Annotated in this window: 8 protein-coding genes and 1 pseudogene; 4 read left to right on the forward strand and 5 right to left on the reverse strand. The window is 67.8% G+C overall.

The annotated features are described in order from the left end of the window. Positions 1–328 precede the first annotated feature (328 nt). From AB0M36_RS37490 to AB0M36_RS37500, 3 genes are all read right to left on the reverse strand, one after another. On the reverse strand, positions 329–1,567 hold the full coding sequence (locus tag AB0M36_RS37490) for a hypothetical protein (protein ID WP_364167538.1): 1,239 nt from the start codon (positions 1,565–1,567) through the stop codon (positions 329–331). A 199-nt stretch (positions 1,568–1,766) separates the two neighbouring features. Next, on the reverse strand, positions 1,767–2,111 hold the full coding sequence (locus AB0M36_RS37495; protein WP_364167541.1) for a hypothetical protein: 345 nt from the start codon (positions 2,109–2,111) through the stop codon (positions 1,767–1,769). Further along, positions 2,108–2,341: a hypothetical protein gene (locus AB0M36_RS37500; protein WP_364167543.1), complete on the reverse strand. Its 234-nt coding sequence runs from the start codon at positions 2,339–2,341 to the stop codon at positions 2,108–2,110. The genes AB0M36_RS37495 and AB0M36_RS37500 overlap by 4 nt, the downstream gene beginning before the upstream one ends. A gap of 384 nt (positions 2,342–2,725) precedes the next feature. Here AB0M36_RS37500 and AB0M36_RS37505 point away from each other — a divergent pair, with 384 nt between their 5' ends. The 4 genes from AB0M36_RS37505 to AB0M36_RS37520 all read left to right on the forward strand — a co-directional run bounded on the left by AB0M36_RS37505 (position 2,726) and on the right by AB0M36_RS37520 (position 5,264). Continuing rightward, positions 2,726–2,989 carry a hypothetical protein gene (locus AB0M36_RS37505; RefSeq protein ID WP_364167546.1) on the forward strand — a complete coding sequence of 88 codons (264 nt, stop codon included), beginning with the start codon at positions 2,726–2,728 and terminating at the stop codon, positions 2,987–2,989. Positions 2,990–3,139: 150 nt separating this feature from the next. Further along, positions 3,140–3,370: a hypothetical protein gene (locus tag AB0M36_RS37510; protein ID WP_364167548.1), complete on the forward strand. Its 231-nt coding sequence runs from the start codon at positions 3,140–3,142 to the stop codon at positions 3,368–3,370. 220 nt (positions 3,371–3,590) lie between these two features. Then, the gene (locus tag AB0M36_RS37515; protein ID WP_364167551.1) at positions 3,591–4,289 is read left to right on the forward strand and encodes a methyltransferase domain-containing protein; all 699 of its coding nucleotides are present in this window, start codon (positions 3,591–3,593) and stop codon (positions 4,287–4,289) included. 429 nt (positions 4,290–4,718) lie between these two features. After that, complete coding sequence (locus tag AB0M36_RS37520; protein ID WP_364167554.1) at positions 4,719–5,264, forward strand: hypothetical protein; 546 nt, start codon at positions 4,719–4,721, stop codon at positions 5,262–5,264. A 256-nt stretch (positions 5,265–5,520) separates the two neighbouring features. Here the strand turns inward: AB0M36_RS37520 and AB0M36_RS37525 are convergent, their stop codons facing one another. Together AB0M36_RS37525 and AB0M36_RS37530 are read right to left on the reverse strand one after the other, a co-directional pair. Continuing rightward, positions 5,521–5,997 carry a hypothetical protein gene (locus AB0M36_RS37525; protein WP_364167556.1) on the reverse strand — a complete coding sequence of 159 codons (477 nt, stop codon included), beginning with the start codon at positions 5,995–5,997 and terminating at the stop codon, positions 5,521–5,523. Between the two features lie 179 nt (positions 5,998–6,176). Beyond that, positions 6,177–6,333 (reverse strand): annotated as a pseudogene (locus AB0M36_RS37530) (IS5/IS1182 family transposase); the annotation flags it as partial.

Genomic DNA, 6,333 nt, shown 5'->3' on the forward strand with positions numbered 1-6,333 from the left:
GACGTCGCTCCATCCTCATGCCCCGCCAACGAGTCAGCACGGCTGCCAACCGCCCACAAACGCGAATCAACCCGATCGAGGATCAGATGCCCTCTTAGGCGTCCAGCGCCCTTCGCGGGCTATTGAACCGGCACCAGCGCTCCTCGCGCCGCCCGGCGGTCAGCGCCGGCGACGGCCGGGGAAGCACGGGCGGGTCGTGTGTCCTCTGGGACTTACCGGCGGACCTGCTGTCGGATCGCCTCGGCGTCGGGGTTGCCCCGCGTGGCGACCAGGCCGACCGCGCTGTACCACCACCACGCCTCACCGTTGACGTACAGGCACGGAACCCCTAGAGAAACCGTGGTGCGCTTGCTGCCACACCGCGCAGCTCCGCGTACGTCGTGTCCGGGATCAGCAGGTCCACTGGCTCGTATCGCATCGGCAGCCGCCAGCCGACGAAGCCAGGCGGCGCAGTCCCTGTCCGGACGGGGTCGGCAGCCAGCTGGCCGCCGCGGTCGGATACCTCGGCCAGGAACGCGTCGAGGTTCGCGACGGCTCGGGCCTCTCGGGCGACCGCGTTCGGGTCGCGCTGGACCGGGACCGGGTCCGTGTTCTCCCGCGGCCGCGGCGTCCACGGATATTGCCCGAACGTGTCGTCGCCGTACGTGCACTCATCGTCGTCGTCGACGCCGATCACGACCGGGTTCTTCGGCGGTATGCGGACGGCGATCGGGCCCAGCGTGGTGACCAGCGCCGGCCCGGTCGCGGTCACGACCTCCGCGACGTCGCTGGCTGGCGCCCAGAAGAATACGCTCCCGCGGGAGGTTTGCTGCTTGAGCGGCTTTAGGTCCGCGGCCGCGGCCCGCACGATCAGATCGTCGAACCGGGGTAGCTGGACCGGCGCGAACTGGTGGTTCCAGCCCGTGCACGGCTGCCTCAGCTTGCGGTCGTTGCACACCGTGCCCGGGGTGCACGGAATCGAGTCAAGCTTACGGATCCCGCCGCGCACCGGCATCTCGAAGTCCGGCTGCAGGTACTGCCGCCAGGGCATCGAGTCGATCCGCGCCCATGGCGCCTGGTCGATCACGTTGGCCGTCCGACTGTTGGTCGTCCACAGCGGGGTGATCCGGTCGTCGTACGCGGTCTGCGAGCGTCGGCGTACCGAGGACACGCTGATCGGCGACAACTGCGGCTCGCATCCCAGGAGCACGTCCGGTCCGCGGACCAGCACATCGGTACGGCGGTGCGTGCCGCGGTCTTCAATCGTCGCCTCGAACCCGCCAGCGACCGCGGCCCGCGCGATCCGCTCCTTCAGCGCCTTGTGCTCGTTGCTCTCCGGCGACCACTCGGTTTCGCCGTGCCGAAGGTGCGCCGCGTATCGCCGGCCGGTGGTGGACACCTTTAGGTACATCCACTCCGGGCATCCCGGCTGGCACTGGCCGCGGGCGAACCCAATGCACCGCAGCGCCCCTCGGGACACGTTCCCGTACAGCTGGTCCCATAGGCCCGGCACCTGCGGACACCCCAGATCAGGCCGGCGCAGATCCAGTTCCACACCGAGATCAACATAGAAGACCTTCGACGCCACGCGTTCACTCTAGGGCGCACTACCGACACTTATTGTGATCATGAGACCTGATAGCCCGGCACCAACATCATCAACGCGACTCCCGAGCTACCACCGCGTCGTCAGGACGGGCTGGGTACCGGCTGCGAGGTCGGCGGGCAGGAGTGCAGCGCCCGGAACGGATCGTTCGGCCCACACCTGAGCATCGAGCGCGGGTGCCTCAGGGCCGGCGGCCGATGAGGGCGCGGAGGGCGTCGGTGATCGGGTCGATCTCGTCGGCCGCGAGGACGGCCAGGGGCTCGTTCGTGGCGTGCTGGAACCAGACGAGCGGGACCGTCATCGGCTCGCCGATGACGGCGACTCCGAGGTGCGCGAGCCGGGCCGGCATCGCGGCGAGCAGGGCGCCGGCGCTGGGCAGGTTCTCCGCGACGACCTCGACGACCATACGGCGCGGGCGGGCCGCGTTGTAGGCGGGCCCGGAGACGACCAGGCTGATCATCCCGCCGGGTAGGACCGACGCCTCGTCGAGCAGCCACACCTCGCCGCACTGGGGGGTGATGGTCACCGGGCGGCCCGCAGCCCGGCGATCATAGCGGCCGAGCGGGCGGCCCGCTCCGGGGAGTCCAGGCCGGCGGCCGCCATGGTGTCGGCGTCGCGCTGCACCCGGGCGCGTAGGTCATCCTCCTGGACGAGCGAGTCGAGGTAGTCGCCCTGGGACAGGCCCGCAGCACGGGCCCGCTCGGCGATCAGGCTCTTGGTCCGCACCAGGACGGTGAGTTTCTCGGTGTCTGCCATACGGCATAGTGTACGGCAGTTTCGCCGTACGAGGCCCCACTCGTGTAGCTGTCCCAGCACCACACTTCAGGTCGTCGGGGTGTCGCTGGGTGTGTTCTCCGTCTGGTCGGTTGCTGGTGTCGTGGTCCGTTGGATACCGGTGCCTTGGCGTCCGGCGAGGGCTTCGGCGACTCGTTGGGCGCGGCCTCGGACCTGCATGTCGGCCTTGGTCGGCTCGGCGGGTAGCGACAGGGCGGTTGTAGTTTCAGACCAAAAACAACGGTAAGCAGTTGATCTAGGCCTCTACCTGGACGCCTATCCCGAGGTATCGGTTTTCCGGAGAACTCACCGCCCGGATTTGGTGATTCCGGCATGTGGGATGCGCCTCGCGACGATCCTGGCCAGATGGCGAACAGCACCATGCAGCCAACCGTGGACCCGCTCGGGCCGGAGGAAGCCGCACGGCTGATCCCTGGCTGGCCAGGTGCCAGCGCCTTGGTCCCGGACGTCTGCACCGTGTACCGGGTGGGATCGATCGTGCAGGTGTGGGCGCTCGGCTCGATGATCGGCCAGCAGCATCTGCGCCGCGGCCAGCCGGTCGGGGAGTTCGTGCTCACGGTGCCGGCCCTCCAGGTTCGCAAGCGTGCAGCTCGACCTGTGGACGGGTGATGTCCAAGGGCTGACGGCCAAGCGGAAGCCGCGGCGGGTCAGCGTCGGTGTCGACGGTGGTGCTCGTCGTTCTCGGCGGTGATGCGGGCGGAGGTCTCCTCGCCGAGCCGGACGTAGATGCCGAGCGTGGCCAGGTGCCGGTGCCGGGACTTGGCCTGCAGCTCGGCGGCGCTGCGCTACCGGCTGTCGACGGACCCGGCCGACTGGATCGCCTACGAGCGGGCCTGCGTGCGCACCGAGCTGACCCGTATCGCCCTGCTGCTGAGCAGCACGGTCATCCCGCACGCGCAACGGCTGCCCGATGACGAGTGGGTGCAACTCGTGCTGGGGCAGCTCACTGGCGTCAAGTCTGCCCTCGGTCTGCTCGTGCGCAGCGCATGACCACCATCGACGACGCGGACTGGGAAACCTTCGAACGCGGCTGCGTGGCCGGTCTTTACCCGAACTCGCGGCGGCGCTCACGGCCTAGCCCCGTGCTGCTTGATGCGGCTTCCCGGCATTAGCGCGTCCGACTTCGCCACCTGTGGCCGGGGTAGAGGTATGTCGGCCTCCATGCCAAGATCGTCTGCTCGACCTTGGAGCATGCTTAGGAGACACCCTGGTGAAGGCCGACCACTACGACAGTTTCGCCGAGCGCTATTCCGCGGCTAACGAATCTAACCTGATGAACGGCTACTACGAGCGGCCCGCGATGATCAAACTTGCCGGGGACGTGAACGGTCGGCGGATCCTCGATGCCGGCTGCGGCTCAGGTCCCCTGTCCGCGGCTCTTCGCGAGCGAGGGGCCATCGTTACCGCCTTCGACTCCAGCCCCGCAATGTTCAAGCTGGCCGAACGGCGGCTGGGCGAAGACGTCACGCTGCTGGTGGCCGACCTCAGCGAGCCACTGCCCTTCGCTGACGGGGCGTTCGACGATGTCGTCGTGTCCCTGGTCCTGCACTACCTGAAGGACTGGACCGCGCCCTTGGCTGAGCTGCGACGAGTCCTGAAGCCAGGCGGTCGCCTCCTCCTGTCGGTGAAGCACCCGATCGCCTACGAGGTAGTGAACCCGGACGGCGACTACTTCGCCCTCGCGCAATGGTCAGAGGAGTGCACGTTCGACGGGCAGTGCACGGAGCTGACCTACTGGCACCGGCCGCTGCACGCAATGACGGATGCGTTTACCGACGCGGGCTTTCGCATCTCGGTCATCAGCGAGCCCCCCATGTCTCCCGATACTCCGCGCGAGCTCCTGCCTCCACACCTCGTGGACCGCACGGCGTTCCTCTCCTTCATCTTCTTCGTCCTCGAAGCGCACTGAGTCGCAGTCCAGGCTGCCGCCGCACGCCGCTCAATCCGCGCAGTAGCCGCCGTGCCATCGGCAGACCCGCCCACCGGATCAAGGAGAGCTACTTTCCGGTGTGGCGTTCGGATCGGTGTCACTGTGACGGCGACACGAACGGCAGAGACGGAGCCAGGCAGGCTAATACCGGCGCTAGCTGCGAAAACAGGTAGCGAGACAGGCACTTAGCTTGGCGTTTAACCTCCGGTTCCGTGCCGGTGTCGCCGGAGGCAAGGCCGTTCCGCCGCTACGTCGACTACGTTGCGTGACAGGCGGAGATTCGGTCGCAGCTGGGGTGGTGAGCGACCGCGCGTTGTATGCGGATGAGTGCACCTATCCGGGCGGAATTGTCGCGGCAGCGGGGGTGGCGGTCCGGTCAGCGTCGCGATCCCTGGCCACACTGTCCAGGTGCTGGAGCCAGAGCTAACCGAACACGACCACCTGCGACAGATCGAGCTGCTCGCCCGCGACGTGGTCCACGCCGCCCAGGAGGAGGGCTGGCAGCCCTCCGGGCCGCACCCGGCCGAGGCCACCGAGCTGCACCGGGCCGTCAACGACCTGGCCCGCGCCCTTCAACACTGGCACTTTGATGACGACGGCTGTCTGGATGATGAGCGTCCGCTGCTCCCCCTCGGCGGCGCTGCCGTGATCACACCCGGCAGCAGCCCCGCCCAGCAGGAGAACTACCGGACCGGCTGCGTCCGCCTGGGCGTCGACGCCCGCGACGAGGGGTGGGCGCTCTGGCACACCTGGGACGACAAGGCCCGCGCCCACACCATCGTCACCACCGCCCTGGACACCACCCACGCGCTGCTGGACAACTGGGCACACGGCCGCGACGTCCACCCCGCGCAACCCCGCCGCGCCCAGATCGCGGCGACCGTCCGAGGCTGGGTCGGACCGATCACGCTCTCACCCAGCCACGCCACCACGATCGGCCTCGGAGGCCGCTGAGGCTCAAGTCCTCAGCGGCGAGACCTTGCGTCATCACCTCAGGGGGTGCCACGTGGTCCGGACGACGTCGCGCGGGATCGAACGCGTGACCTGGCACCATCGCAGCTCACGGCTGCCTAGTCATGCCGGGTCAAGCCGAACGGGGCAGGTGCACAAGGAGCCAGCCCGACGATCACACCGCGTGACCGCACGCCGCCGGTCGGTGCGCACGGGCGGCGGCAGATCAGTGCGCGGGATTCACGCGGAGGCCACGTCTCTACAGGTAGTCGAAGTAGCGAGTCCACCACTTCTCGCCTTGCGTGCGGAGATGTGCGCAGACGCCGTCGTACATCTCGTCGAGGGGGTCCAGTCGCAGGGTGACATAGCCCAGATCGTCCAAGACTCCGTAAATGCGAGCGGCGTCAGCGGGATGCAGCAATTCCGCGAGTTCGACATCGTCGCAGTAGAGACCCTCTTCGGAAGATACCGCAGTAAGGTCGCCGAAGTTGCTGACCATCACCCTGAGCTTGAGACCGCCGGTGGTGGCTACGGCGGGCACTTCGATGCCGCCGTGGAAGCTGCAATCCTGCCCATCCCAGGAAGCAACCGTCCCGAACGCGGCGCGGAGTTGCGCCTCGAGCTGGGTGAAGCGCACCGCGGTTTGCCCGTGATCGAAACCGGCGGGGAACTCAAGATGGTCTGGATCGTCGTGTGCCCGTAGAAGCTCGCGGGTTCGGGCCTCGTCAGCTCGCATCAGATCATCATGACGTCCTTGTCGGAAGCCATCTCAGCGGGCTCAACCACGGGCGAGGAGTGCCGAAATCCGGACACTGCTAAGTACGCATTCATCTCGGCCAGAAGCGGATGCTGTCCGAGCGGGCCTGAGAGGGCATCTGATCCCGGAGGGCCGGGCCTGACCTGGATTGGCAGTGTTCAGTCGCGCCAGGTTTGGGTGGATTCTCCGGCCAGCCGGCGGGACATTGTGTTAGCCATGACCCAGAGGATCATGGCGCGTGATCGTTGTGGGAGGGACTCGTAGTCGCGGGCGAGCCGGCGGTGTTGCATCAGCCAGCCGAAAGTTCGCTCGACC

The sequence above is a fragment of the Actinoplanes sp. NPDC051346 genome (assembly GCF_040682215.1).
Taxonomy (GTDB): Bacteria; Actinomycetota; Actinomycetes; order Mycobacteriales; family Micromonosporaceae; genus Actinoplanes.